Source organism: Mesorhizobium sp. LNJC405B00 (assembly GCF_000502615.1).
Classification (GTDB): Bacteria; Pseudomonadota; Alphaproteobacteria; order Rhizobiales; family Rhizobiaceae; genus Mesorhizobium.
The window spans coordinates 65,799-90,787 of record NZ_AYWC01000011.1 but is presented as its reverse complement, the minus strand read 5'-3'; the positions used below and the strand labels follow the sequence as shown (position 1 = coordinate 90,787).

At 63.9% G+C, this 24,989-nt stretch carries 23 protein-coding genes; 14 read left to right on the top strand and 9 right to left on the bottom strand.

Features of this window, described 5'->3' with window-relative positions; translation table 11 throughout:
• Positions 1 to 61: 61 nt before the first annotated feature.
• Genes X756_RS145590 through X756_RS145610 form a run of 5 tightly spaced genes read left to right on the top strand, consistent with a single transcriptional unit; the run spans position 62 to position 4,983 of the window.
• Positions 62 to 343, top strand: coding sequence for an acyl carrier protein (locus tag X756_RS145590; protein WP_010909964.1), 282 nt, complete (start codon positions 62 to 64; stop codon positions 341 to 343).
• 55 nt (positions 344 to 398) lie between these two features.
• Positions 399 to 1,592, top strand: a complete 1,194-nt coding sequence (locus X756_RS145595) for a beta-ketoacyl-ACP synthase (RefSeq protein ID WP_023730711.1) — start codon at positions 399 to 401, stop codon at positions 1,590 to 1,592.
• A gap of 42 nt (positions 1,593 to 1,634) precedes the next feature.
• Positions 1,635 to 2,906, top strand: a complete 1,272-nt coding sequence (locus X756_RS145600) for a beta-ketoacyl-ACP synthase (RefSeq protein WP_023696480.1) — start codon at positions 1,635 to 1,637, stop codon at positions 2,904 to 2,906.
• A 36-nt stretch (positions 2,907 to 2,942) separates the two neighbouring features.
• Positions 2,943 to 3,971 carry a zinc-binding dehydrogenase gene (locus X756_RS145605; protein WP_023696479.1) on the top strand — a complete coding sequence of 343 codons (1,029 nt, stop codon included), beginning with the start codon at positions 2,943 to 2,945 and terminating at the stop codon, positions 3,969 to 3,971.
• Between the two features lie 4 nt (positions 3,972 to 3,975).
• Positions 3,976 to 4,983, top strand: coding sequence for a lipid A biosynthesis lauroyl acyltransferase (locus X756_RS145610; protein ID WP_031201841.1), 1,008 nt, complete (start codon positions 3,976 to 3,978; stop codon positions 4,981 to 4,983).
• A 13-nt stretch (positions 4,984 to 4,996) separates the two neighbouring features.
• On the opposite strand, the gene X756_RS145615 is transcribed toward X756_RS145610, so the two are convergent.
• On the bottom strand, positions 4,997 to 5,428 hold the full coding sequence (locus tag X756_RS145615; protein WP_023681747.1) for a L,D-transpeptidase: 432 nt from the start codon (positions 5,426 to 5,428) through the stop codon (positions 4,997 to 4,999).
• Between the two features lie 222 nt (positions 5,429 to 5,650).
• Here X756_RS145615 and X756_RS145620 point away from each other — a divergent pair, with 222 nt between their 5' ends.
• The 5 genes from X756_RS145620 to X756_RS145640 all read left to right on the top strand — a co-directional run bounded on the left by X756_RS145620 (position 5,651) and on the right by X756_RS145640 (position 12,286).
• A complete protein-coding gene (locus tag X756_RS145620; RefSeq protein WP_023730709.1) occupies positions 5,651 to 6,931 on the top strand; it encodes an acetylornithine deacetylase/succinyl-diaminopimelate desuccinylase family protein in 1,281 nt (426 codons plus the stop codon).
• Positions 6,932 to 7,052: 121 nt separating this feature from the next.
• Positions 7,053 to 8,528, top strand: coding sequence for an ABC transporter substrate-binding protein (locus X756_RS145625; RefSeq protein ID WP_023706065.1), 1,476 nt, complete (start codon positions 7,053 to 7,055; stop codon positions 8,526 to 8,528).
• Positions 8,529 to 8,853: 325 nt separating this feature from the next.
• Positions 8,854 to 9,801: an ABC transporter permease gene (locus X756_RS145630; protein ID WP_023710755.1), complete on the top strand. Its 948-nt coding sequence runs from the start codon at positions 8,854 to 8,856 to the stop codon at positions 9,799 to 9,801.
• Complete coding sequence (locus X756_RS145635) at positions 9,798 to 10,667, top strand: ABC transporter permease (protein ID WP_023706066.1); 870 nt, start codon at positions 9,798 to 9,800, stop codon at positions 10,665 to 10,667. The genes X756_RS145630 and X756_RS145635 overlap by 4 nt, the downstream gene beginning before the upstream one ends.
• Complete coding sequence (locus X756_RS145640) at positions 10,664 to 12,286, top strand: dipeptide ABC transporter ATP-binding protein (protein ID WP_023670432.1); 1,623 nt, start codon at positions 10,664 to 10,666, stop codon at positions 12,284 to 12,286. The genes X756_RS145635 and X756_RS145640 overlap by 4 nt, the downstream gene beginning before the upstream one ends.
• Positions 12,287 to 12,401: 115 nt before the next feature.
• Here X756_RS145640 and X756_RS145645 read toward each other — a convergent pair whose 3' ends face one another.
• The gene (locus X756_RS145645; RefSeq protein ID WP_023688142.1) at positions 12,402 to 12,833 is read right to left on the bottom strand and encodes a TerB family tellurite resistance protein; all 432 of its coding nucleotides are present in this window, start codon (positions 12,831 to 12,833) and stop codon (positions 12,402 to 12,404) included.
• 196 nt (positions 12,834 to 13,029) lie between these two features.
• On the opposite strand from X756_RS145645, the gene X756_RS145650 reads away from it, so the two are divergent.
• Both X756_RS145650 and X756_RS09490 read left to right on the top strand, forming a co-directional pair.
• Positions 13,030 to 13,815, top strand: coding sequence for a TSUP family transporter (locus X756_RS145650; protein ID WP_023707858.1), 786 nt, complete (start codon positions 13,030 to 13,032; stop codon positions 13,813 to 13,815).
• Between the two features lie 52 nt (positions 13,816 to 13,867).
• Positions 13,868 to 14,038, top strand: a complete 171-nt coding sequence (locus X756_RS09490; RefSeq protein ID WP_023670429.1) for a hypothetical protein — start codon at positions 13,868 to 13,870, stop codon at positions 14,036 to 14,038.
• A gap of 148 nt (positions 14,039 to 14,186) precedes the next feature.
• Here X756_RS09490 and X756_RS145655 read toward each other — a convergent pair whose 3' ends face one another.
• Together X756_RS145655 and X756_RS145660 are read right to left on the bottom strand one after the other, a co-directional pair.
• Complete coding sequence (locus X756_RS145655) at positions 14,187 to 15,647, bottom strand: cobyric acid synthase (protein ID WP_023730708.1); 1,461 nt, start codon at positions 15,645 to 15,647, stop codon at positions 14,187 to 14,189.
• Positions 15,566 to 16,072 carry a dimethylsulfonioproprionate lyase family protein gene (locus X756_RS145660; RefSeq protein ID WP_023730707.1) on the bottom strand — a complete coding sequence of 169 codons (507 nt, stop codon included), beginning with the start codon at positions 16,070 to 16,072 and terminating at the stop codon, positions 15,566 to 15,568. Before X756_RS145660 ends, X756_RS145655 begins: the two co-directional genes overlap by 82 nt.
• Before the next feature lie 146 nt (positions 16,073 to 16,218).
• Here X756_RS145660 and X756_RS145665 point away from each other — a divergent pair, with 146 nt between their 5' ends.
• A complete protein-coding gene (locus X756_RS145665; RefSeq protein ID WP_023730706.1) occupies positions 16,219 to 17,385 on the top strand; it encodes an isobutyryl-CoA dehydrogenase in 1,167 nt (388 codons plus the stop codon).
• A gap of 23 nt (positions 17,386 to 17,408) precedes the next feature.
• Positions 17,409 to 18,293, top strand: coding sequence for a 3-hydroxyisobutyrate dehydrogenase (gene mmsB / locus X756_RS145670; RefSeq protein ID WP_023730705.1), 885 nt, complete (start codon positions 17,409 to 17,411; stop codon positions 18,291 to 18,293).
• A 424-nt stretch (positions 18,294 to 18,717) separates the two neighbouring features.
• On the opposite strand, the gene X756_RS145675 is transcribed toward mmsB, so the two are convergent.
• The 5 genes from X756_RS145675 to X756_RS145695 all read right to left on the bottom strand — a co-directional run bounded on the left by X756_RS145675 (position 18,718) and on the right by X756_RS145695 (position 24,915).
• On the bottom strand, positions 18,718 to 20,097 hold the full coding sequence (locus X756_RS145675) for an aspartate aminotransferase family protein (RefSeq protein ID WP_023706071.1): 1,380 nt from the start codon (positions 20,095 to 20,097) through the stop codon (positions 18,718 to 18,720).
• 52 nt (positions 20,098 to 20,149) lie between these two features.
• The gene (locus X756_RS145680; protein WP_023670422.1) at positions 20,150 to 20,272 is read right to left on the bottom strand and encodes a hypothetical protein; all 123 of its coding nucleotides are present in this window, start codon (positions 20,270 to 20,272) and stop codon (positions 20,150 to 20,152) included.
• Positions 20,273 to 20,304: 32 nt separating this feature from the next.
• Complete coding sequence (locus tag X756_RS145685) at positions 20,305 to 22,374, bottom strand: prolyl oligopeptidase family protein (RefSeq protein ID WP_023730704.1); 2,070 nt, start codon at positions 22,372 to 22,374, stop codon at positions 20,305 to 20,307.
• Between the two features lie 97 nt (positions 22,375 to 22,471).
• Positions 22,472 to 23,629: an MFS transporter gene (locus X756_RS145690; protein WP_023730703.1), complete on the bottom strand. Its 1,158-nt coding sequence runs from the start codon at positions 23,627 to 23,629 to the stop codon at positions 22,472 to 22,474.
• Between the two features lie 110 nt (positions 23,630 to 23,739).
• Positions 23,740 to 24,915 carry an MFS transporter gene (locus tag X756_RS145695; RefSeq protein WP_023730702.1) on the bottom strand — a complete coding sequence of 392 codons (1,176 nt, stop codon included), beginning with the start codon at positions 24,913 to 24,915 and terminating at the stop codon, positions 23,740 to 23,742.
• Positions 24,916 to 24,989: the final 74 nt, after the last annotated feature.

Below are 24,989 nucleotides of genomic sequence, written 5' to 3'. Positions count from 1 at the left end.
CGATTAGACAGCGCCCAAACCAGATGCGGACAGATTCCGCCCGCAACCGAAGGAAGAGCCCTTGTCCACCACGTTCGACAAAGTCGCCAAGATCATTGCCGACACCAGCGAGATCGATATCGACACCATCACTCCCGAGAGCCACACGATCGACGATCTCGGCATCGACAGTCTCGATTTCCTCGATATCGTCTTTGCCATCGACAAGGAATTCGGCATCAAGGTGCCGCTGGAAAAGTGGACCCAGGAAGTCAATGACGGCAAGGCTTCGACCGACGATTACTTCGTCATGAAGAACCTGTGCGCCAAGATCGACGCGCTGGTCGCCGCCAAGACCGCCTGATATCGGCTGGCGCGCGGCCTTGACGGGCTGCGCCGCCTGACCCACAAAGCCGCTCATGAGCAGCCCTCGCGACGTCGTCATCACCGGTATCGGCCTTGTCTCCTCGCTGGGAGAGGGTCCGGATACCCACTGGCAGAAGCTGGCGCAGCCGGGCCTGCAGCCGGTGCTCGAATCCGCGCGCTTTGCGCCCTACACCGTGCATCCCCTGCCGGAGATCGACTGGAACCTGCAGATCGCCAAGCGCGGCGACCAGCGGCAGATGGAAACCTGGCAGAGGCTGGGCACCTATGCCGCCGGCATGGCGCTGGACGACGCCGGCATCAAGGGCAATGACGATCTCTGCACGACGATGGACATGGTGGTGGCCGCCGGCGGCGGCGAGCGGGACGAGGCGGTCGATGCCGCCATCCTCGCCGCGTCCGAGAGCCGCAACGACCGCGACGTGCTGCTCAACGAGAAACTGACCACCGAATTGCGGCCGACGCTTTTCCTGGCCCAGCTCTCCAATTTGCTCGCCGGCAACATCTCCATCGTCCACAAGGTGACGGGGTCGTCGAGGACCTTCATGGGCGAGGAAGGTGCTGGCGTCGCCGCCGTCGAGACCGCCGCCGCGCGCATCCGCTCCGGACAGTCGACGCACATACTGGTCGGCGGCGCCTTCCAGACCGAACATTCCGACATGCTGCTCGGCTATGAGCTGGCCGGTTATCTGCATCGCGGCCCATGGAAGCCGGTCTGGCAGAGACAGGGCGCCGAGGGCGGCGGCCTGGTCTCCGGCTCCGGTGGCGCCTTCCTGGTGCTGGAGCAGCGCGAACACGCGCAAAGCCGTGGGCGGAAAATCTATGCCGAGCTCGGACCGGTCATCTCAGGCCGCGCCCGGCGCTCGCGCGGCGAGCTTGACGCCGAGATCGCGGCATTGCTCAAACAGGCGGCTCTCCCGAACGGCAAGTTGCTGGCCCTGTCGGGCGCATCCGGGGCGCATACCGCAACGTCAGCCGAAAAGGCAGCGCTGGATGCCAATCCGGCGATATCGGCGCGCGGCTTCGCGACGCTGACCGGGCATATGAAGGAAGCGCAGTTTCCATTCGCGGTCGCCCTCGCCGCCCTGGCCGTCGACCGCAAGGCCGCCTACCCCGTTTTCGACGCCGCGGCCGAGAAGCCGTTCGAAGGCATTCCCGAAACCGTGATCGCAACGGCGATCGGCTATCACCAATTCGAGGGCATGGCTCTGGTCAACGCTGCTGCTTGAAGCAGCGCTGCGCGATCATGCTGCAAAGTTAAGAGGTTCCGGATGGCCAATCTCAGAGATCACATGGGCAGGCCGATCGTCGCCGTCACCGGCATCGGCGTGGTAACGTCGCTCGGCATCGGCAAGGCCGATAACTGGGCGGCACTGACCTCCGGCAAATCGGGCATCCACCCGATCACCCGCTTTCCCGTCGACCACCTCAACACCCGCATCTCCGGCATGGTCGATTTCCTCGACTCAAGCTCGAAAGGCGCCAGCCTGCTGACCTACGAACTGGCCGAAACCGCCGCGAATGAGGCGGTGGCCGAATCCGGCCTCGATTCCTCTGATTTTGGCGGGCCTCTGTTCCTCGCCTCGCCGCCGGTCGAACTCGACTGGCAGGATCGCTTCGCGCTCTACAATTCCGACGGCAAAGGCGCCGGCGCCGAAAGGCTGCTCAGGGTGGCGCGCGGGCTGAAGGAAACAGATACGTTCGCAAGCACGCAGTTCGGCGCGATCGCCGACCGGCTGGCCGACCGCTTTGGCACGCGCGGCCTGCCGATCACGCTGTCGACGGCCTGCGCTTCGGGCGCCACCGCCATCCAGCTCGGCGTCGAAGCGATCCGCCGCGGCGAATGCGACCGGGCGCTGTCGATCGGCGCCGACGGTTCGGCAACCGCCGAGGCGCTGATCCGCTTTTCGCTGCTCTCGGCGCTGTCGACCCACAATGACATCCCTGAAAAGGCGTCAAAACCCTTCTCCAAGGACCGCGACGGCTTTGTGCTGGCGGAAGGCTCCGGCGCTCTGGTGCTGGAATCGCTTGAGGCAGCCCTTGCCCGGGGCGCCAGCGTTCTCGGCATCCTGCGCGGCTGCGGTGAAAAGGCCGATGATTTCCATCGCACCCGTTCCAAGCCCGACGGTTCGCCGGCGATCGCAGCAGTCCGCGCCGCCCTTGCGGATGCCGGCCTGAGCAAGGACGAGATCGACTACGTCAACGCTCACGGCACCTCGACGCCGGAAAACGACAAGATGGAGCATCTGTCGCTGTCGACCGTGTTCGGCGATCGCATCGGCTCGATGCCGGTCTCGTCCAACAAGTCGATGATCGGCCACACGCTGTCGGCGGCCGGCGCCGTCGAAGCGGCGTTTTCGCTGATGACCATGCGCGAAAGCGTCATTCCGCCGACCATCAACTACGACAATCCCGACCCGGCAATCGTGCTCGACGTGGTGCCCAACAAGAAGCGCAATGCCGAAGTCGGCACGGTGCTGTCGAACTCGTTCGGCTTCGGCGGCCAGAACACTTGCCTTGTCATGGCGCGGGAACCGGTCTAAGCGACTTTTTTCAGCCAGACTGAACTGACAGGCTCCATGCGCGCACTGCAACTTATCGAGGACCGCCGTCTTGAAACGGTGGACCTGCCGCCCCCGCCGCCCCCCACATTGGGCGAAGTCACGCTGCGCATCAAGGCGGTGGCGCTGAACCATATCGACGTCTGGGGCTGGCGTGGCATGGCCTTCGCCAAGCGTAAGCTGCCGCTGGTCGTCGGCGCCGAAGCCTCCGGCGAGGTCGAAGCTGTCGGCCCCGGCGTCTCCAGCCTGCTGCCCGGACAATTGGTGTCGATCTACGGCGCGCGCACCTGCGGCCTTTGCCGCGCCTGCCGCGAAGGCCGTGACAATCTCTGCGAACATGTCTCGGGCGTCCACGGCTTCCATCTCGACGGCTTTGCGCAGGAGAAGATCAACCTGCCGGCGCGCCTGCTGGTCCCGGCCCCTCCAGGCGTGACCGATGTCGGCGCTGCCGTCGCCCCCGTCACCTTCGGCACCGTCGAGCACATGCTGTTCGACAATGCCAAGCTGCAGCCCGGCGAAACCATCCTCATCCATGCCGGGGGCTCCGGCATCGGCTCGGCGGCGATCCAGCTGGCCAAGCGCATGGGTTGCTCCATCATCACCACGGTCGGCTCCAACGACAAGATCGACAAGGCCAAGGCGCTCGGCGCCGACCATATCATCAACTACCGCGACGACCGTTTCGAAGGCGTCGTGCGCAAGCTTACCAGGAAGAAGGGCGTCGATGTCGTGTTCGAACATGTCGGCGCCGACACCTTTGCCGCCTCGATGCTGTGCCTCAAGCGCGGCGGCCGCCTCGTTACCTGCGGCTCGACCTCCGGCGTGTCGACCCAGATCAATCTGATGCAGCTGTTCCAGCAGCAGCTGAAGCTGCTCGGGTCCTTCGGCTGCCGCATGGAGAACATGGCCAACGCCATGCAGAAGATGGCGGCGGGACAGGTAGCACCTGTTATCGACACCGAGGTCGGCTTCGACGGCATCGACGCCGCGTTGAAGCGCATGGAAGGCCGCGACGTGTTCGGCAAGATCATCCTGCGCGTTTCCTAGGACAATGGCCGGCAAGGTGTTCAAGAAAGCCCGCCGGGACTTCATGTTCCGCTATGGCCGAAGACTGCGCCAGATGGAGCACTGGCTGGTGGCGCGCGCGGCGATGACGATCATCTCGCTGCTGCGCCTCTTGCCCGCCGACAAGGCGCTCAATTTCGCCGACCGCGCGGCCCGCCGCATCGGCCCCCGTGTCGGGCGCCACCGCGTCGCCGTCAACAATCTGCGCCTTGCCTATCCCGAAAAGAGCGATGCCGAGATCGAGGCCATCGCCTCCGACATGTGGGGCAACATGGCCCGGCTCGCCGCCGAATACATCTTTCTCGATGCGCTCTTCGACTATGATCCGAACGCAGCGACGCCCGGCCGCGTCGAAGTTGGCGGCGCCGATCATTTCCATCAGATAGCTGGCGAGGACAAGCCGCATATCCTGTTCACCGGCCATCTCGGCAATTTCGAACTGCTGCCGGTGGCTGCCGCGACGTTCGGCATGAAGATCACGGCGCTGTTTCGTCCGCCGAACAATCCTTACCTCGCCGATTATATCCATTCGACGCGGCGTTCGAGCATGGGCGCCTTGCTGCCGTCTTCGACCGGCGCCTCCTTCGCGCTGGCGTCGATTCTGGAGAAAGGCGGCAATATCGGCGTGCTGGTCGACCAGAAATTCTCCAGCGGACTGGAGACAATCTTCTTTAACCGCCCATGCCAGAGCAATCCGGTTCTGGGCATGCTCGCCCGTCACTATGATTGCGACGTCTATCCGGCGCGATGTGTGCGGCTGCCTGGCAACCGCTTCCGCCTCGAGATCGAGGACAAGCTGACCTTGCCGCGCAATGAAAGCGGCAGCGTCGATGTCGCGGCCACCACCCAACTGCTCGCCGACGTGGTCGAGCGCTGGGTGCGCGAGGATCCGGGACAGTGGATGTGGTTCCACAAAAGGTGGGAAATCTCAGGCCGGCGTCGCCGCCGGCGCGGACAGGCCAACGCCACCGGCCAGGGGCAGCGTCAATCTTAAGTCGTCGAAAGCCTCAGTTCGTCACAACGATCCGCGTATTGCCGAAGCCGACTTCGCGCACCATCGCATAGAACATCGCGGCATTGGCGGTGTGCAGCCGCACGCAGCCATGCGATGCCGGACGCCCTAGCTGCCTGACCGCGCCGGTGCCGTGGATGGCGTAGCCGCCATGGAAGAACACCGAGTAAGGCATTGGCGACATGTGGTATTTTTTCGAATACCACATCCGCGCCGTGCGTTGCGGCCGATAGGTGCCGCGCGGCGTGAAATAGCCGCTGCGCGCGGTCGACACGCTCCAGCGATAAAGCACCTGGCCGTATTGGCTGACGGTCATGGTCTGCGACGAGACGTCGATGCTGGCCACCAGCGAGGCAGCCCTGCTTTCGATGGACGTGCCGAACAGCATCGCAGCAAAAGCAGCTGCCATGAGAACGATTTTAGTCATGAGATCAAACCCCTTTGATGCCCCTTGCCTGCCCTGTCATCACGCGGTTTTTCATCTTTTTAACGACAGGTGAGTGATCTAACACACACTCCTTGATAAATTCGCCAATCTAAAGCAGCGAATTTGAACGATTTTCCGCCATAGTTGCCGCTGCGACACGAAGTTTCGGCGCCAGTGGCGCGATGCTTGCAAAACCACCCCCTTGCCTGCTCAAATCCGGGAATGAACAAACGACTCTTCAAAGCGATAGACGCCCGTGTTGATGACCTGGTCGCACTGACCGCCGACCTGATCCGCTTCCCGACCATCAACCCGCCTGGCGAAGCCTATCGCCCCTGCGCCGAATATATCGGTGCGCGCCTAGGCAGGCTTGGCTTCGAAACCGAATTCATCCGCGCCGAAGGCACGCCCGGCGACACCGACCGCTATCCCCGCGTCAATGTCGTCGCCCGCTTCGACGGCCGCTCGCCTGGAGCCTGTGTCCATTTCAACTCGCACATCGATGTGGTCGAAGCCGGCGAAGGCTGGAGCGTCGATCCCTTTGCCGGGGTGGTGAAGGACGGCAAGGTCTACGGCCGCGGCGCCTGCGACATGAAAGGGGGCATGGCCGCCTCGATCATCGCGGCGGAAGCCTTCATGGAGGTATTCCCCGACTTTCCCGGCGCCATCGAAATTTCGGGCACGGTCGATGAGGAGTCCGGCGGCTTCGGCGGCGTCGCCCATCTGGCGAAGCTTGGCTATTTCTCGAAACCCAAGGTCGACCACGTCATCATCCCGGAGCCGCTGAACAAGGACCGCATCTGTCTTGGCCATCGCGGCGTCTGGTGGGCGGAGATCGAGACCAAGGGCGAGATCGCGCATGGCTCGATGCCGTTCCTCGGCGACAATGCGGTGCGCCACATGGGCGCCGTGCTGCAGGCCTTCGAGGATGAACTGTTTCCGGCGCTCGACCGCAAGGTGACGCGCATGCCTGTCGTGCCCCAAGGCGCAAAGCGCTCGACCATGAACATCAACTCGATCCATGGCGGCCAGACCGAGGATTTCCGCCCCGGCCTGCCCTCACCCAACGTGCCCGACGCCTGCCGGCTGACCATCGACCGCCGCTTCCTGCTCGAGGAGGACCTTGCCACGGTCAAGAGCGAGGTGACCGATATCCTCGACCGGCTGAAGCGCGAGCGCAAAAAGTTCGACTACGAGATTCGCGACCTGATGGAGGTGCTGCCGCTGATGACCCAGCGCGACGCGCCGGTGGTCAAGGCGGTGGCGCAAGGCATCATGGCGATCTTCGACCGTGAGCCGGATTATGTCATTTCACCAGGCACTTACGACCAGAAGCACATCGCCCGCATCGGCCACATCTATGATTGCATCGCCTATGGCCCGGGCATTTTGGACCTCGCCCACCGGCCCGACGAATGGGTCGGTATCTCTGATATGGTGGAGTCGGCCAAGGTGATGGCGATCGGGCTGAATGTGCTGCTTAGGGGCACGGCCGCGGACTGAACCATCGACTTCGCTGAAAAAACATTCCTCCCCGCGCCGCTGCGGAGCACGAAACGCAATTTACTCCACCTCGAAATCACGCTTCTATCGCACCAGGGTTCGAGCATTTGGGAGTTGCACGATGAAATTGTGGAAAACCATTCTTGCCGCCGCGGTGCTGGCACTGGCCGGCAGTCAGGCATTTGCCGCACGCACCGACCTGGTGATCGGCATTACGCTCGAGCCGCCACATCTCGATCCGACCGCCGGTGCTGCCGCGGCGATCGACGAAGTGCTCTACGCCAACGTCTTCGAGGGCCTGACCCGCATCGGTCCGAATGGCGAAGTGCTGCCCGACCTTGCCGAGAGCTGGGCCATTTCCGACGATGGCAAGGTCTACACCTTCAAGCTGCACACCGGCGTCAAATTCCATGACGGCAGCGATTTCGACGCCGGCGACGTGAAGTTCTCGCTCGACCGCGCCCGCGCCGACAATTCGGTCAACGCGCAAAAAGCCCTGTTCGCCTCCATCGATACGGTCGAAGTCGTCGATCCGACGACGGTCAAGGTGACGCTGAAGAACCCGCAGGGGTCGTTCCTCTACAATCTGGGCTGGGGCGACGCGGTGATCGTGGCGCCCGAGAGCGCCGACACCAACAAGGAAAAGCCCATCGGCACCGGCCCGTTCAAATTCCAGAGCTGGGCCAAGGGCTCGTCGATCACGCTGGTGAAATCGGACACTTACTGGGGCGCCCCGGTGTTCCTCGACAAGGCCGAGTTCCGCATCGTTCCCGACGCCGCCGCCGCCGTGCCGGCGCTGCTCTCCGGCGACATCCAGGCTTTCCCTTTCTTCGATCCCGACAGCGTCGCGCAGGTCAAGGACGATCCGCGCTTCAAGGTGGTGATCGGCTCGACTGAGGGCGAGACCATTCTGGCGATCAACAACAAGAAGCCGCCTTTCGACAAGCTCGAGGTGCGGCAGGCAATTGCCTTCGCGCTCGACCGCAAGGCGATCATCGACGGCGCCTCGGCCGGCCTCGGCGTGCCGATCGGCTCGCACATGTCGCCCGCCAGCAAGGCCTATGTCGACCTCACCGGCCTGTACCCGCACAATGTCGACAAGGCCAAGGAGCTGCTGAAGCAAGCCGGCTTCGAAAACGGCATTAAGGCGACGCTGAAGCTGCCGCCGCCTTCCTATGCACGGCTTGGCGGCGAGATCATCGCCTCGCAGCTGCGCGATGTCGGCATCGACCTGGAAATCATTCCAGTCGAATGGGCGCAGTGGCTGGATCAGGTGTTCACCAAGAAGGATTACGACCTGACCATCGTCTCCCACACCGAGCCCAACGACATCGATATCTACTCGCGCAAGGACTACTACTTCAACTACGACAACCCCGCCTTCGACAAGATCATCGCCGAGCTGAACCTCACCTCCGACGACGCCAAGCGCAACACGCTGCTCGGCGAAGCACAGAAGATCCTGGCCGACGACGCCGTGGTGGGGTTCCTCTATGAACTGCCGAAGGTCGGCGTCTGGGACGTCAAGCTGCAGGGCCTGTGGGAGAATGCGCCGATCCAGGCGAATGATCTGACCAAGGTGAAGTGGACGGATTGAGGCGGCGGGCCAAAGGGCGGCGTTTGCGCTCCGTCACACCCCCCTCTGCCCTGCCGGGCATCTCCCCCGCAAGGGGGGAGATCGGGCTATCATCTCCGCTTTCGCCTATCGCGAACGTTGAACGCTGGTCGACGACACAGAACCTGCTGATCTCCCCCCTTGCGGGGGGTGAGGAGTGGTCCGCGCAGCGGACGGAAAGCCAACTGCTTGGCTTTCCGAACAACGAACGCCCGAAGCGACAGCGAAGGGCCGGGTCCGGCAGGACAGAGGGGGGTGGGCGGGAACTCGACTTTCAAGGCGCAGCCGCACCGGGCGCCCCTCCACCATGACCGCCTACCTCCTCAAACGCCTCGCAATCGCCATCGCAACCTTGATCCTGGCCTCGATGGTCGTCTTCGCCGTGCTCGAAATCCTGCCCGGCGATCCGGCGCGGCTGATGCTTGGCCTCAACGCCAGCGCCGAGCAGGTCGAACTCCTGCGCAACCAGATGGGCCTCAACGCGCCGCTTCTCCTGCGCTACCTCCACTGGGTCGGCGGTCTGCTCAGCCTCGATTTCGGCCGCTCCTACACTTATTCAGTGCCGGTCATCGACCTTGTCCGCGAGCGCATGGCGGTTTCCCTGCCGCTGGCGCTGATCGCGCTGGCGCTGTCCACCATCATTGCCATCCCGGTCGGGCTCTATTCCGCCAGCCGGCGCGGGCGGGCCGGTGATACGATCGCCATGGGCGCCGCCCAGCTCGGCGTCGCCATCCCGAACTTCTGGTTCGCGCTGATGCTGATCTACCTCTTTGCCGTCTGGCTGCGGCTGGTGCCGGCCGGCGGCTTTCCCGGCTGGAGCGCCGGCGCCTGGCCGGCGCTGAAATCGCTGCTGCTGCCGGCCATCGCCCTCGCTCTGCCGCAGGCGGCGATCCTGGCGCGCGTTGCCCGCTCGGCGCTGATCGAGGTGCTGAACGAGGACTATATCCGCACCGCCCGCGCCAAGGGCCTGCCCTATCGCGCCGTGCTGTGGCGGCACGCGCTGCGCAACGCGATGATCCCGGTTCTGACCATTCTGGGCCTGCAATTCGCCTTCCTGCTCGCCGGCACCATCATCATCGAGAACGTCTTTTATCTCCCCGGCCTCGGACGGCTGGTGTTCCAGGCGATCACTCAGCGCGACCTGATCGTCGTCGAAAGCATCGTCATGCTGCTGGTCGTCGCCGTCATTGCGGTCAACCTCGTCGTCGACGTCTCCTACGCCATCGTCGATCCGCGCCTTCGAGGCCGGCAATGACGCTGCACATCGACATCCCGCAGGAGACGTTGGGCAGCATTCTGGCCAAGGCCTTCCGCAACCGCTCCTTCCTCATCGGCTTCGCCATCACGGTGCTGGTGGCTGCAATAGCGGTCATCTCCTACGTCTGGACGCCCTACGACGTGACCAAACTGGTGATCTCGGACAAGACGCTGGCGCCCTCTGCGGCGCACTGGTTCGGCACCGATCATTTCGGCCGCGACATCCTGTCGATGATCATGGTCGGCGCCCGCAACTCGATTGCCGTGGCGCTGGTCGCGGTCGGCATCGGCATGGGCGTCGGCGTGCCGCTCGGCGCCTTCGCCGCGGCGCGCGGCGGGTTGGTCGACGAGGCGCTGATGCGGCTGACCGACCTCGTCTTCGCCTTCCCGGCGCTGCTGTCGGCGATCATGATCACCGCCATCTTCGGACCGGGCGCAATCAACGCCATCATCGCCATCGGCATCTTCAACATCCCGGTGTTTGCGCGCGTCGCCCGCGCCGGCGCGCTGGCGATCTGGCCGCGCGAATTCATCCTCGCCGCCCGCGCCGCCGGCAAGAGCAAAGCGCAGATTACAACCGAGCACGTGCTGCCCAACATCGCCACGCTGCTTCTGGTGCAAGGCACCATCCAGTTCGCGCTTGGCATTTTGGCCGAAGCCGGCCTCTCCTATGTCGGCCTCGGCGCCCAGCCGCCAATGCCGAGCTGGGGCCGCATGCTGTTCGACGCTCAGACGCGCATGGTGGTGGCGCCGTGGATGGCCATCTTCCCCGGCATGGCCATTGTCGTCACCGTGCTTGGGCTCAATCTGCTCGGCGACGGCATCGCCGACATACTCGACCCGAAATCGCGGCGGCAGCGATGAGCCTGCTGCAGATCGAGAACCTGTCGCTGGCCGTCGGCGACACGCCGATCCTGAAAGGGGTCGAGCTCTCCGTCGCGCCCGGCGAGGTGATGGGCCTGGTCGGTGAATCCGGTTCCGGCAAATCGATGACGGCGCTGACCATCATGCAGCTTCTGCCGCATGCGGCGCGCGCCACCGGCCGCGTGACCTTCGACGGCATCGATATTCTGGCCGCAACCGAGGACCAGATGTGCGCGCTGCGCGGCGACGACATCGGCATGGTGTTCCAGGAGCCGATGACGGCGCTCAACCCCGTCAAGACCATCGGCGAGCAGGTCGCCGAAGGCATACGCTGGCACACTAGGGCAAGCCGTGCCGACGCCGAAGACCGCGCGCGCAAAATGCTCGACCGCGTTGGCCTGCCGGAGGCCAAATTCCCGCTGTCGCGCTATCCGCACGAACTGTCGGGCGGCCAGCGCCAGCGCGTCGTCATCGCCATTGCCTGCGCATTGAAACCCAAGCTGCTCATCGCCGACGAGCCGACCACGGCGCTCGACGTGGTGCTGCAGGCGCAGATCCTCGACCTCTTGCGCGGCCTTGTCAGCGAAAACCGAATGGGCCTGCTGTTGATCTCGCACGATCTCGCGGTCGTCACCGAAATGGCCGACCGCATCACCATTCTGCGCCATGGCGAGGTGATGGAAGCCGGCGACACCGCACGCACGCTGTCGGAACAGCTGCATCCCTACACGCGCCAGCTGGCGCTGGCCTCCATGCACGTGCCCGCGCGCGCCAAGGTTCACGCCGCCGGCCAGGGCAAACCGCTGCTTGAGGTCGAAGGCGTGACACGGGACTATCCGGGCCGGCGCACCTCCCTGTTCAAGTCAGCGGCTCCGATCCGCGCCGTCGACGACGTGTCCTTGTCGCTGGCGCCGGGCCAATCGGTGGCGCTGGTCGGCCGCTCCGGCTGCGGCAAGTCAACGCTTGCCCGCATGATCCTGGCGCTCGACAAATCGACATCGGGAACGATCCGCTTTCGCGGCGAGACCATAACCGGCAAAAGCGAGGCGGAGCTCAAAGCCGCGCGGCGCGACATGCAGGTCGTGTTCCAGGATCCCTACGGCTCTTTCGACCCGCGCCAGAAGGTCGTAAAACTGGTCGCCGAGCCGCTGCATGTACTGGAGACGAAGCCGACACCGGCTGAGCGGCGCGAGATGGTGGCGCATGCGCTGCACGAGGTCGGCCTCGGCACCAGCGACATGGACAAATATCCGCATGAGTTTTCCGGCGGCCAGCGCCAGCGCCTGTCGATCGCCCGCGCCATCATCACTAGGCCGAAGCTGGTCGTCGCCGACGAGCCGGTCTCGGCGCTCGACGTCTCGATCCGCGCCCAGATCCTCGACCTGTTCGCAGAGCTCAACCAGAAGCTCGGCATCGGCTATCTCTTCATCACCCACGATTTGACCGTCGCCCGCGCCATCACCGATGAGGTGCTGGTCATGCATGACGGCAGGATCGTCGAGCGCGGCAAGACCGGTGACGTGCTCGATCATCCGCAGTCGGAGGCGGCCAGGGCGCTGGTCGCGGCTGCGCCCGATCTGCATCGGGCGATCGCTCACCGTATGCAGGAACAGGGGTAAGTGACCGGTTCGCGCAGCGAATTCATCGTGCCAGTGGCACGATGAAAGGTCACAAACGCTGGGACGCTGCGAAGCAGCGGGGACCCGGCTGGGCGGCCGTTGCCCCTGGTCTGCCTCACTCCTCCGGCTTCACCACATCGACCGGGCTGATGTCGAGCAAATCGAGCGTGCGGCGCAACAGCCGCACTTCGCTCTCGGCCAGTTTGGAATCGGCTTTGGCGATCTCCGCCATGTGGAGCGCCAGCAACTTGCGCCGTTCGACATCGAGATCGCGGAACAGCGCAATGGCTTGCGAACCGTTGGTCTCGTAGCCGAAATCATTGAGATATTCGATGACCGCGTCGATGCTGGTTTCCGGGATGCCGAAGGCGTCCTTGCAGATGCGCCGGAAGGCGACCATCTCGCTCTCCGAAACCGAGCCGTCGGCCAGGATCATGCGAAACAGCATCAAGAGCTCCGCCGACAGCACAGGGTCGTCGGCAACCTTGCGCACGCCGGGGTCACCATCGAAGATCGAGCGTATCTGGTCGAGCAATGCCATCGCCAACAGTGTCCCTTTCCCGAGCCCGCCCAGCGCACATGACCCAAAACTGCGCAGCGGTACTGAGATAATGACATGCACCACAGGAAATCCAAGCGCAACGCGCTTGGATGGACGTAGCGCGGAATCGGCCTTGCGCAAACCGGATGGCCATGAGAAGGCGCGGCACCACCTTTCCCGCCGGAATGTTCAGAAAATCCCGATGCTCGACCTCGCCACCCAGACCGTCATCATGCTTGCCTTGGCCGCTTTTGCAGCCGGCTTTGTCGATTCGATAGCCGGCGGCGGCGGGCTGATCACCATCCCGGCCCTGCTGCTTGCCGGCTTCCCGCCGGTCGCAGCACTTGGAACCAACAAGCTGCAGGGCATTTTCGGCACCGCTTCGGCGACCATCCACTACGCCATGAATGGCCATGTCGATCTGCGCCGACAGCTGCCATCGGCGCTTCTGGCCCTTGCCGGCAGTGCCGTCGGCGCCTTGCTGGCGGCATTCGTGCCGGGTGATCTCCTGCGAGCGCTGCTGCCGCTGCTTTTGATCGCCATCGCGATCTACTTCGCCGTGAAACCCAACATGAACGATGTCGACCGCGCCGAGCGCCTGTCGCACTTCCTGTTCGGGCTGGTCATCGCCCCTTTGGTCGGCTTCTATGACGGGCTGTTCGGGCCGGGAGCCGGCTCCTTCTATATGCTGGCCTTCGTCAGCCTTGCCGGCTTCGGCGTGCTCAAGGCGACGGCACACACCAAGCTGCTCAATTTCGCCTCCAACATTGGCGGCTTCATCGTCTTTGCCGTCGCCGGCGTCGTCTACTGGAAGATCGGGCTGATGATGGGCGTCGCCCAGTTCCTCGGCGCCCGGCTCGGCGCCAGCCTTGCCATCCGCATCGGCGCCCGGCTGATCAAGCCGCTGCTGGTGATCATCTGCCTGTCGCTGGCGGTGAAGCTGCTGGCCGACCCGGCGAACCCATTGCGCCAGCTGATTGGTGTATAAGCCTCACGCCTGATAGAGTGCCGTTGTACGAATCATGTTGGAGGGACCACACATGAATCTTAGTGCACCCACTCAGCTTGTTTTCATCATATCCCTAGTTATCGCCATCATCGGCGTGCTCGCCGCGCTTGGCGTTCTTGCGTTCATTCCTCTGGCTGCGGTGTGGATTGTCCTCATCGCATACATCGTGCTTGCCGCCGCCTGCCTGATGCGCGGCGCCTAGGCACCCGCGACTTCTGCATTCGAAGCGCCCGGTCAAAGCCGGGCGCTTTTGCTTTGGATGCATGGTCTGTTAGGCTCTTCCGCGCGGAAGGATGACCATGAAGCAAAGCGGACGCGCAGACCCGAGGATGACGAAACGATGGGCGGCCCTACCTCGCTAACCCAAAAATCGCATCGCAATCGAGATGGCGCTCCAGTTCGGCTGCGATCTCGTCCAGAGCGTTTTCCACGTCCGCCCGATAGTCGACGCCGCCGCCTTTCACGCCGAGGCTTTCCAGGAATCTCGCCCGGAAAGCGTCGGCGGAAAACAGGCCGTGCAGATAGCTGCCAAAAACCTTGCCATCGGCGGAAATGGCACCGTCGTCGATGCCGTTGATCACAGCCGACGGCCGCGCCATGTCCGGCCCGGTGGTGCGGCCGAGATGGATTTCGTAGCCCTCGAGCGCCAAGCCGAACGGCACCGAGCGCGCGCTGACATTGCGCACCGTCTTTTCCGGTTCCATCACCGTCTCGATGTCGAGCAGACCAAGACCTTCCGCCTCGGTGACGCTGCCCTCGATGCCATCGGGATCGCGCACCAGGCGGCCGAGCATCTGGAAACCGCCGCAAATGCCGACGATATGGCCGCCGCGTTTGCGGTGCGCGAGGAGATCGCGATCCCAGCCATTCTCGCGGAATTTCATGAGATCCCCGATCGTCGATTTGGAACCGGGAATGACCACCAGGCCGGCATCCTCCGGCAAGCGCTGCCCTGGCGGCACGAACACCACTTCGACCTGCGGCTCGGCCTTGAGCGGGTCGAGGTCGTCGAAATTGGCGATGCGGCCAAGCATCGGCACGGCGACCTTCAACGCCCGCTTCTCGCCCGATGCCAGGCGTTCGAGCACGACCGAATCCTCCGAAGGCAATCGCGCCGCCGCCTTCAGCCACGGCACGACGCCAAAGCAGCGCCAGCCGGTGAAGCTTTCGATCGACCGGATGCCGTCGTCGAACAGCGAGACATCGCCGCGGAACTTATTGATGAGGTAGCCGACGATCATGCGCCTGTCTTCCTCCGGCAGGATCAGATGCGTGCCGGCGACCGAAGCGATGACGCCACCGCGGTCGATGTCGCCGACCAGGATGACCGGCACGTCGGCGCGCGTGGCAAAGCCCATATTGGCGATGTCGCGGCTGCGCAGGTTGATTTCGGCCGGCGATCCGGCGCCCTCGACGACGACCAGATCGGCGCCCTCACCGACCTTCGTCCAGGACTCCAGCACGGCGTCCATCAGCCCCGCTTTCATTGTCTGGTAGTCGCGCGCTCGCGCCTCGCCGAACACCTTGCCCTGCACGATCACCTGCGAACCGATATCGCTCTGGGGTTTGAGCAGCACCGGATTCATATGCACGGTCGGCTGAACACCACACGCCAGCGCTTGCAGCCATTGCCCACGGCCAATCTCGCCGCCGCCGGGGCGGTTGTCGCCCGGAATGTCGGCGACGGCGGCATTGTTCGACATGTTCTGCGGCTTGAACGGCCTGACTTTCAGCCCGCGATTCCTGGCCGCGCGGCAGAGCCCCGCCACCAGCACCGTCTTGCCGACATCCGAACCCGTGCCTTGCAGCATGATCGCCTTGNCGGAATGTAGATCTCCTCGGCAATGTGATGATGGTCGGGATAGGTGATGCCGGGTCCCAGGATCAGCAATCCGGCCGCGACCTCTTCATTGGCGAAATGGCCGCGCGTGCCAAACACCTCCAGCCAGCCGTATTTTTGCAAGAACGCTTCACCAAAATCGCTCGCGTTGTAGGTCTGCCCCCAGCACAGATCGTCACGACGCTCCGCCAGCAGTTGCACCAGAGGCTGCGGGTCCGGCGGCGCCAGTTCGACAATGCGGTCGAGCAGACCAAGGCAAGGCAGCGGATGCGCTTCGAGCACGCGCGCCGTCATATTCCAGCCGATCCGGGTCACGGCGTCCCGCACCAGCGCGTTGTCCACGCCCCGGAGATAGGCATGGAAGCGGTCGAGCAATTGGTCGAAATATGTCGGCACGCAATGCTCCGTTGATCCCATGCACAGCGGCTGCGCGGCGAGCCGGGTTGCGCGGCGGCATCATTGGTCTAGATTGAGCGGCGCGCAAAGCCAAAAACAACAGGCCAGCAAGCCAACCCCAGCTGGGGAACCACAGGGAGCACGCCATGGACGCCGCGGTCGATGCGAGCACCAGTCAGTTCGAGCTCAACGAGGAACAGCGCGCCATCCAGGAGATGGCACAGGCCTTCGCCGCCGATCGCGTTGCGCCCAATGCGCTCGAATGGGACCGGGCAAGACACTTTCCCGCCGATGTAATCCGCGAGACCGGCCCGCTTGGCCTTGGCGGCATCTATGTCAGGGATGATGTCGGCGGCTCGGCGCTCGGCCGGCTCGACGCCGTGCTGATCTTCGAGGCACTGTCGCACGCCGATCCAGCGTTTTCCTCCTTCATCTCGATCCACAATATGGCGGCGTCGATGATCGACCGCTTCGGCGACGACGAGCAGCGCCAACGCTTCCTGCCGAAGCTGACCTCGATGGAATGGCTGGCGAGCTATTGCCTGACCGAGCCGGGCTCAGGCTCGGATGCCGCGGCTCTGAAGACGCGCGCGGTGAAGAGCGGCGACGACTATGTGCTCAACGGCGCCAAGCAGTTCATCTCCGGGGCCGGCGACAGCGACCTCTATGTAGTCATGGCGCGCACCGGCGCCGACGGGCCGAAAGGCATTTCCACCTTCGTTGTATCAAAGGATGCGCCCGGCCTGTCCTTCGGCGCCAACGAGCACAAGATGGGCTGGCACATGCAGTCGACCCGCCAGGTGATCTTCGAGGACTGCAAGGTGCCGGCCGCAAACCTGCTGTCGGGCGAAGGCGCCGGTTTCGGCATCGCAATGGCCGGGCTTGATGGCGGCCGCCTCAACATCGCTGCCTGTTCGCTCGGCGGCGCGCAATCTGCGCTCGACAAGGCGCTGTCCTATACCGCCGAGCGCAAGGCTTTCGGCTCGAAGATCAACCAGTTCCAGGCGCTGCAGTTCAGGTTGGCCGACATGGAGACCGAATTGCAGGCAGCGCGGATCTTTCTCTACGCCGCCGCCTCGAAGCTAGACCGCAAGGCGCCGGACGCCGGCAAATGGTCGGCCATGGCCAAGCGCTTCGTCACCGACATCGGCTTCAACGTCGCCAACGAGGCGCTGCAGCTGCATGGCGGCTACGGCTATCTCCATGATTACGGCATCGAAAAACTGGTGCGCGACCTGCGCGTCCACCAGATCCTCGAAGGCACCAACGAGATCATGCGCGTGATCATCGCGCGGGCGTTGATCGGACGCTGACGGCAACAATTCAGGAGAGATTGATGACCACCATCGCCTTCATTGGTCTCGGCAATATGGGCAACCCGATGGCTGCCAATCTCGTCAAGGCGGGGCATGCGGTGCACGGCTTTGACCTGATGCCGGAAAACCTCACCGTCGCCCACGAGCATGGCGTCATTGTCACGGCGAATGCCGTGGCGGCGGTGAAAGACGCCGATGTCGTGATCACCATGCTTCCCGCCGGCAAGCACGTGCTCTCGGTCTACGAGGACATCGCACCCAAGGCCAAACCAGGCGCCCTGTTCATTGATTCCTCGACCATCGATGTCGAGTCGGCCCGCAAGGCGCATGCCGTAGCAAGGAAGCACGGGCTGCATTCGATCGACGCCCCCGTCTCCGGCGGCACCGGCGGTGCTGCTGCGGGAACGCTGACCTTCATGGCCGGCGGCGCCAAGGATGCCTTCGCCAAGGCCGAACCGGTCCTGAAGCCGATGGCAGGCCGCATCGTCCATTGCGGTGACGACGGCGCCGGTCAGGCAGCCAAAATCTGCAACAACATGATGCTCGGCATTTCGATGATCGGCGTCGCAGAGGCCTTCGTGCTGGCCGAAAAGCTCGGCCTCTCGCATCAGGCCCTGTTCGACGTTGCCTCGACTTCGTCGGGCCAGTGCTGGTCGCTGACCACCTATTGCCCGGTGCCGGGTCCCGTGCCGGCCTCACCCGCCAACCGCGACTACAAACCGGGCTTTGCCGCGGCACTCATGCTGAAGGACCTGAAACTGGCGCAGGAGGCGGCCCAAAGCGCCGGCGCGGTGACGCCAATGGGGGCCGAAGCGGCCCAGCTTTATGCGCTGTTCAACGCCCAGGGAAATGGCGGATCGGATTTTTCCGGCATCATAAATTTCCTTCGCGGCAGTTCTCTATAAGTTTCGAATTTGGCAGCGCTTTTCTCGATTTTTATTGCGCGGAAAAATTGCAAATTTAGATTTGCTTAAGCTCTCGATAACCCGGCGGTAACGATGTGCCTATATAACGGATGGCGAGGCGGACATATCGCATCCGCCCGGCGCTCCGGATCAGGTCTCGCGTACCGGAGCCCGTAAGTTTCGCAAGTGTATTGTTGGCGAAATGCCATGCGTATCTGGCAAAGCCGCGTTCCGATGGAGCGCGGTTTTTGCGTTTTGCAGTCCTATACTGTTCGATCTGAATTATATTCCGATTGCAGCGTTCGGAATTGCCTGATGGTCTTCATTGACCAGCACGATCGGTGCGCTGACCCCTTCGACCCTGACGATAAGCAGGCGCACAGTCCGGGCGCCCTGATTGCAAGGCGTCCGGCTGTCGTTCCATCTACTTCTTGCGCAAATCCGCTTGCGCCAGATCCAGCGCTTTGGCGATGCGATCGCAAGCCATGTCGATCGTCGCGCGGGTCCAGATCAGCGGCGGCGACAGGATCATCGTGTCGCCGGTGGCGCGCAGCATCAGGCCTTGCGCGATGGCGTGGTCGCGGACGGTGACGGCGGCACTGCCCGCCGGCAGGAAGCGCTCCTTGGTCGCCTTGTCCTTGACGATCTCGACCGCGCCCATCAGCCCGATCGATCGCACCTCGCCGACCAGTTCGTGGCCGGCAATGCGCTCCTGCAGCGCCTGGGCGAAGTAAGGTCCAGTGTCGTTCCTGACCCTGTCGACCAGGCCTTCTCGCTCCATGATCTCGAGATTCTTCAGCGCCACCGCGCAGGCCACCGGGTGACCCGAATAGGTATAGCCGTGGTAGAATTCGCCGCCCTTTTCGACCAGCGTCGCCGCGATACGGTCGCCGACCAGCAGCGCCGACAGCGGCTGATAGCCCGAGGTCAGTGCCTTGGCCGTGGTGATGGTGTCGGGCTCGATGCCGAAGGTCTGCGCCGCAAACCATTCGCCGGTGCGGCCATAGCCGGTGATGACCTCGTCCAGCATCAAAAGCACATCGTATTTGCGGCAGATGCGCTGCACTTCCGGCCAATAGCTCATCGGCGGTATTTTCACCCCGCCCGCTCCCATCACCGGCTCGCCGATGAAGGCAGCCACCTTGTCGGCGCCGGCCTCCAGAATGGCATCCTCGACCGCCTTGGCCGCGCGCAGGCCGAAATCATGGTCGCTTTCGCCAGGCAGCGCCAACTCATAGGCATAGGGCATCATCACATGGACGATGTTGGGAACCGCCCCGCCGAGCTGCTTGTGCATCAAATCCATGCCGCCGAGCGACGTGCCGGCGACGGTCGAGCCGTGATAGGCCGACTTGCGCGAGATGATGCGGTTCTTCTCCGGTTTGCCTTCCAGCACCCAATAGTGGCGCACGAGCCGCAGCGCCGTGTCGTTGGCCTCCGAGCCGGAGGAGCCGTAAAACACCTGGGCGATGCCCTTGGGCGCCAGCTCGGCCAGCTTCTTCGACAGCAGCACGGGCGTCGGCGTCGAGCATTTGAAGAAGGAATTATAGTAGGGCAATTCCTTCATCTGCGCGTAAGCGGCGTCGGCCAGCTCGTCGCGGCCATAGCCGACATTGACGCACCACAGCCCGGCCATGCCGTCGAGTATTTCGGTGCCGTCGGCATCGTAGATGAACGGGCCGTTGGCGTGGGTGATGATGCGCGAGCCGGTCTCGCGCAATTCCTTGTGGTCGGTGAAGGGATGCAGATGATGCGCGGCGTCAATCTGCTGAAGCTGCTTCAGCGAATAATTCTGGTAAGTCATGGGTTTGCTCTTTCCTCTGGAATCAAACCGGCAAGCTGCCGGGGCGACTTCGTCAGAGGACGGCGGGCGGCGAATAGCCGATGCGGGCGCACAGCCTGAGCAGTTCGGCGCGCAGCGTGCGCGGCGACGGTGTCACCGCGACCCCGAAGGCGCCGGATGTGCTCATGTAGACCATGGCGGCAGTCTATGCCGCCCGAGGCCCGGAATTCAAGCGGTGCCGCTCAATACCCTTTGCAGGAACACGTATTTCATGGCGGTTTGCGCCGCTTGCGGCCGGCGGTCGCCGCGACCGCCATGGCCGCCTTCCGTCTCCTCGAAGAACAACGTCTTGCCGTGACCTGCTTCCTGCAGCTTCGCCGCCATCTTGCGGGCGTGGCCGGGATGGACGCGGTCGTCGGCGGTCGATGTCGTGAGCAGCACCGGGGGATAGACGGCATCGGCCGAGACATGATGGTACGGCGAATAGGCGGCGAGCCACTTGGCTTCTTCCGGTTTTGCCGGATCGCCATATTCGCCGATCCACGAGGCGCCTGGCGGCAGTTCGGTGTAGCGCAGCATGTCGAGCAGCGGCACCTCGATGATGACGGCGCCGAACAGTTCGGGATGCTGCGTCAGGGAAACGCCGGTAAGCAGGCCGCCATTCGAGCCGCCCTGGATGCCGAGGGAAGCAGCCGTGGCTATGCCGCGCCTGACGACGTCCTGCGCCACCGCGGCGAAATCGTCGAAGGCAGTCTGGCGATTGCCCTTCAGCGCCGCCTGATGCCAGGCCGGCCCAAACTCGCCGCCGCCGCGAATGCAGGCCTGCACATAGGCATTGCCCTTCTCCAGCCACAGCCTGCCGCGCACGCCGGCATAGCCGGGCAGCAGCGGTATTTCGAAGCCGCCATAACCATAGAGAAGCGTCGGTACCGGACCCTTCTGGTCGCGCCGCCTGACGACGAAATACGGGATCATGGTGCCGTCCTTCGAGCGCGCCTCGAACTGTTCCGAGACCAGCGGCGCGGCGTCGAACCGCGCCGGCTGCGATTTCACGGTGGCCAGCGTCACCCCGTCATCGTCCGACCAGATGATCGAACTCGGCGTCAGGAAATCGGTGAAGGAGAAGGAGACGCTGGAACCGAAATGCTCGGCATGCGCGATGCCGACATTGCCGTTCTCGGGCAGCGCCACCGGCTTCAGCGACCAGCGGTCGCCGCTGCGCTCGGCGACAACGACCTTGCCGCGCACATTGTCCATCAGATTGATGAACAGCCGGTCCTGAGTGCGGGCAATGCCGGCGACCGAAACACGGTGCGCTGGCGCGAGCATGGTTTCAACAGGGCCCAGGTCGCCGGTGTCCATCCAGTGTTCGAAATCGAAGGAATAGAGGCCGTCCGGCAAGCACTCAGTGCCGCCCGGCGCCGTCCATGGGCTGCGCACCCCGAACACGAACCGGCCCTTGAACAGCGCGGTGTCGGTGACATCGTCCGGCAGCGGGATGCGCCGGTTTTCGCCCGACGGCAGGCGCAGAAAACTGTGCGAGGAGAAGAAGGCGATCGTGCGGGCCAGAAACAAATACTGCCTGTCGCCATCATGCTCGACCCCCGCGCCGGCCGCGAGATCCTGCTTCTCGGCCTCGAAGATCGGCGTCGCCTCCTCCAACCGGGTGCCGCGCTTCCACAGCTTGACGACGCGCGGATAACCGGACTGGGTCTTGTCGTCTTCATCGAAGGCAGCCGAGACAATGACCGTGTCCCTGTCCAGCCAGGAAAAGCCGGATTTCGAGGCGGGAGCGCGGAAGCCGCCCTCGATGAATGATTTGGTCTCGATGTCGAATTCGCGCATCTCGCTCGCATCGCCGCCATCCGGCGACATCGCCACCAGGCAAAGGTTGAAATCGGGGTAAAGGCGGCTGGCGCCGCTGAACACCCACTTCACCCCCTCCTTGGCCGACAGCACGTCGAAGTCGATGATCGTCTCCCACACAGGCTTCTCGGTCTTGTAGGAAGCAACCGTCGTGCGGCGCCAGAGGCCGAGCACATTGGTCTTGTCCTGCCAGAAATTATAGACTTGGCCGTTGAGCGCGGCACCGACCGCAATGTTGTCCTCGGCCGTCATCAGGTCGAGCGCCGTCTCGAAGGCCGCCTGGTAGGACGGATCGCCCTGTAGTTCGGCCACGGTGATCTGGTTCTGGCGATGCACCCAGTCGAGCGATTCGTTGCTGGTCCGGTCCTCCAGCCAGAGGAACTTGTCCTCCGCGGTGGCATCCGTCTGGCGTTTTGTCGTCGATTGGGTCACGCATGGTCTCCAGGCTAGTGGCGGGCAGCCCTGCCTACATCGCGTTGCAAGCGGTTTTATTCAAGATGGTACGTCAGGTCATCGGGGGAATGCGGCCTCAAACCATCCGCCGGCGCAGGACCGTGGCCACAGCCAGTGCCAGACAAATCGCGCCCAGCGTGATCGGCAGACCGGAGGCGCCGATCACATCCATGACGCCACCCGCCAGCGGCGGCACCACGATGCCGCCGATGCCCCACATCAGGGAGAAGGCGGCATTGCCGGCGACCAGCGCCGAGCCGGTAAAGCGCTCGCCGAGCTCGATGATCGACATGGTGTAGATGCCATAGGAGACCGCGCCCCAGATAAAGACGCAAGGCCAGATCAGCGGCGTCTCGATGAGCAGCGGCAACAGGGCGCAGCCCAGCACCGTCACCACGACGCAGATGAATCGCACCAGACGCGCCGTCAGCCGTTCCGCCAGCAAGCCGAGCGGCACCTGCATGGCGATGTTGCCTGCGATCATCACCGACAGCAGCGCCGACATGCGCGCTTCCGCGATGCCATAGTGCGTGCCGTAGACCGGCAGCAGCGCCAGCACGCCCTGTTCGAAACCGGCGGCAACGACCACCGCCGACAGCAATAGCCATGCCAGTGGCATGAAGCCCATGACCGAAACCCTGCGCCCGGCTTCGTCGACCTTCGGCAGTTGCGGCAGCACCAGCGCCAGGCAGGCGCCGCAGAAGATGAAGGCGGCGATCCCCACCAGGAATGGCGGCCATCCCACGGTGCCGACAACGAGCAGGCAGAGCGGCCCGGCAGCGAAGCCGGCCGAGATGATGGTTGAATAGACACCCATGACGCGACCGCGGCGCGATGGCGGCGCCAGTGCAATGACCCAGATTTCGCTCAAGACATAGAGCGGGTTGGTCACCACCCCGATCAAGAAGCGCAGCGGAAACCACAGATAGACATTCTGGGTCCAGCCGATCAGCGCAAGCACAATAGCCGAAAGCGCCGCGCAGGTAAGCGCGGTGCGCCCTGCCCCGAACCGGCGCGCCAGTGCCGGGATCAGCGGCGACGAGACAATGAAGCCGATCGGCGTCATTGCCGCCGAGAGCCCGATGATGGCCGGCGAAACGCCTTGGCGTTGCAGGATGAAGCTCAGCAGCGGATAGGACAGGCCTTGCGCGATGGCGAACACCGAGACGGTCGCGATCACGCCGCTGATCGCCGCCCACTGCATCTTCTCGTTGTCAGCTTCCGCCAGGTTCATCATTGGCACCTAAACCAGGCTCAGGACTAGCTTTTCTGTCCGACGCGGGTAAGCCCCGCCCCGGTAAAAACCGTTTGCTCCAGACAAGGCCTGTCAGGAGTTTTGGGCCGTCAGGAGTTTTGGCGCTTGAACGATCGATAGAGCGCGAAGCTCACCAGCAGCGCGTCGAGGCCGGCGATCACCACCGGCAGACCGAGCGGACCGATGGTCTGCATCAAGGCACCGGCGCCAGGCGGGCCGACAATGCCGCCGGCGCCCCACATCAATGCGAAGGCGGCGTTGCCGGCGACCAGCACGGTTCCCCTGAAGCGGCTGCCGAGCTCCACCAGCGCCATGGTGTAGACGCCATAGCCGACCGCGCCCATGACGAGAAGGACGAGCCAGATCGCCGGCGTCGTGATCAGCAACGGCAGCAAAACCGCGCAGGTCGTTGTCGCCAACGCACAGAAGATGATCATCGCCCGCCCGCCGAAACGCTCGGCCAGCAGGCCGAGCGGGATTTGCAGGAAGATGTTTCCCAGCGACAGTGCCATCACCAGGGCCGCCAGCGTCCTTTCGGCCAAGCCATAGGCAGCACCGAAGACCGGCATCAAAGCGTAGGTGCCCTGCTGGACCGCCGCCGAAACCAGCACGGCAAATAACAGCGCCGGCGCCAGCCTGGCGAAACCGAAAAAGCCGCCGGGCAATTGGCCGTCATCCTCGAAGCCGGCGAGGCTTGAGGAAACAGCACGAAGGATCGCGGCGCACAGGATGAAGCCGGCCATGCCGACCAGGAAAGGAACCCAGCCCGATATCCCTACCGCGGTCAGGACCAAAGGCCCCGCAGCATAGCCAGCGCCCAGCACGGTGTTGAATGCCCCCATCACCCTGCCGCGGCGCGACGGCGGCGCCAGCGACAGCGCCCATACTTCGCCCAGTATATAGAGCGGGTTGATGACGATACCGATGATGAAGCGGATGACGAACCAGCCCACCCAGTCCTGCAGGTAGCCGATGCCGAGGAAGCACAGCGCCCCAATCAATGAGCAACCCACAGCCAGGTTGCGCGCGCCGACCAGCCGAATGGCTGCCGGCACGAACGAGGCCGAAAGGATCAGGCCAAGCGGCATCATCGCTGCCGACAAGCCGATCAGCGCCGGCGACATGCCTTGCTTCTGCATCAGCAGCGTAAACAGCGGCGAGCTCAGCCCTTGCGCCGCACCGAACATCGCGAGGGCGGCAGTTACGCCGGCAAGCGCCGCCCATTGCGTCCCCGCTTCGCCATCGCTCGAACCGGTCGCAGCCATGATGCCTTCCACATGAATTGCCGGCCCATCCAGCGGCAAACCACTGAGCTAGCGGTTCGATTTAGGGAAAGGAA

Bases quoted from the DNA above. Each gene is read 5' to 3' on its own strand.
- X756_RS145595 (WP_023730711.1), top strand. From the start codon at position 399: ATGAGCAGCCCTCGCGACGTCGTCATCACCGGTATCGGCCTTGTCTCC.
- X756_RS145600 (WP_023696480.1), top strand. From the start codon at position 1,635: ATGGCCAATCTCAGAGATCACATGGGCAGGCCGATCGTCGCCGTCACC.
- X756_RS145605 (WP_023696479.1), top strand. From the start codon at position 2,943: ATGCGCGCACTGCAACTTATCGAGGACCGCCGTCTTGAAACGGTGGAC.
- X756_RS145610 (WP_031201841.1), top strand. From the start codon at position 3,976: ATGGCCGGCAAGGTGTTCAAGAAAGCCCGCCGGGACTTCATGTTCCGC.
- X756_RS145615 (WP_023681747.1), bottom strand. From the start codon at position 5,428: ATGACTAAAATCGTTCTCATGGCAGCTGCTTTTGCTGCGATGCTGTTC.
- X756_RS145620 (WP_023730709.1), top strand. From the start codon at position 5,651: ATGAACAAACGACTCTTCAAAGCGATAGACGCCCGTGTTGATGACCTG.
- X756_RS145625 (WP_023706065.1), top strand. From the start codon at position 7,053: ATGAAATTGTGGAAAACCATTCTTGCCGCCGCGGTGCTGGCACTGGCC.
- X756_RS145630 (WP_023710755.1), top strand. From the start codon at position 8,854: ATGACCGCCTACCTCCTCAAACGCCTCGCAATCGCCATCGCAACCTTG.
- X756_RS145635 (WP_023706066.1), top strand. From the start codon at position 9,798: ATGACGCTGCACATCGACATCCCGCAGGAGACGTTGGGCAGCATTCTG.
- X756_RS145640 (WP_023670432.1), top strand. From the start codon at position 10,664: ATGAGCCTGCTGCAGATCGAGAACCTGTCGCTGGCCGTCGGCGACACG.
- X756_RS145650 (WP_023707858.1), top strand. From the start codon at position 13,030: ATGCTCGACCTCGCCACCCAGACCGTCATCATGCTTGCCTTGGCCGCT.
- X756_RS09490 (WP_023670429.1), top strand. From the start codon at position 13,868: ATGAATCTTAGTGCACCCACTCAGCTTGTTTTCATCATATCCCTAGTT.
- X756_RS145655 (WP_023730708.1), bottom strand. From the start codon at position 15,647: ATGCTGCAAGGCACGGGTTCGGATGTCGGCAAGACGGTGCTGGTGGCG.
- X756_RS145665 (WP_023730706.1), top strand. From the start codon at position 16,219: ATGGACGCCGCGGTCGATGCGAGCACCAGTCAGTTCGAGCTCAACGAG.
- mmsB (WP_023730705.1), top strand. From the start codon at position 17,409: ATGACCACCATCGCCTTCATTGGTCTCGGCAATATGGGCAACCCGATG.
- X756_RS145675 (WP_023706071.1), bottom strand. From the start codon at position 20,097: ATGACTTACCAGAATTATTCGCTGAAGCAGCTTCAGCAGATTGACGCC.
- X756_RS145680 (WP_023670422.1), bottom strand. From the start codon at position 20,272: ATGGTCTACATGAGCACATCCGGCGCCTTCGGGGTCGCGGTGACACCG.
- X756_RS145690 (WP_023730703.1), bottom strand. From the start codon at position 23,629: ATGAACCTGGCGGAAGCTGACAACGAGAAGATGCAGTGGGCGGCGATC.
- X756_RS145695 (WP_023730702.1), bottom strand. From the start codon at position 24,915: ATGGCTGCGACCGGTTCGAGCGATGGCGAAGCGGGGACGCAATGGGCG.